The following is a 555-nucleotide window of genomic DNA, read 5'->3' on the forward strand; positions in this document are numbered from 1 at the left end:
CCTGAGTTTCCTTGACGGTCCGGGTGTACTGATATTCGTAAAAGTCATTACTGCGGCTGCCATCCGGCATGATGGCATCGTGCACTTTGTATTTATTGCGGTGGGAAGTGTCCACCTGTGACCAGTCGTAACGGGTGGTCTGGCCGCTCAGTACCGCGTCGTGATGCTGAGATTTTTCCGTTTCGACGACCTGAGTCACCAACCCGGCGTTGGTGTTGTTAATCTGGTCGGTATTCATCTTCAAGTGGCGCCCGGCTTCAATCGTCGCCGCGTGGTTATTGAGCTCACGGGCTTGACCGGAGGCCGTCAGGGTATTATCCAGCTGGCCGCCGATGCGCATGTCGCCCACGCTGTAAATCTGCGCATGATGCTGGTTATTGAGCGTTGCTGTGCCGATGTCCAGCCGGTCACGTGCCGCAATGACCGCGGCTTTGCCGTCCTGGGCGGTGTTATTCAATGTACCCGTCTGGAGGGCCAGCTGGTCCCCGTAAATGCGCCCGGTGCCGGTATTGTTCAGGGTGTTGGCCGTGAGATGGGTCAAGCCGCCGTCAATCA

The 555-nt window shown here is 57.5% G+C and carries 1 pseudogene; it reads right to left on the bottom strand.

From position 1 onward, the window contains the following. Window positions 1-555: pseudogene (locus tag EAE90_RS24935) on the bottom strand (hemagglutinin repeat-containing protein); the annotation flags it as partial.

Origin of the sequence: Photorhabdus caribbeanensis (assembly GCF_018448885.1) — a bacterium.
Taxonomy (GTDB): domain Bacteria; phylum Pseudomonadota; class Gammaproteobacteria; order Enterobacterales; family Enterobacteriaceae; genus Photorhabdus; species Photorhabdus caribbeanensis.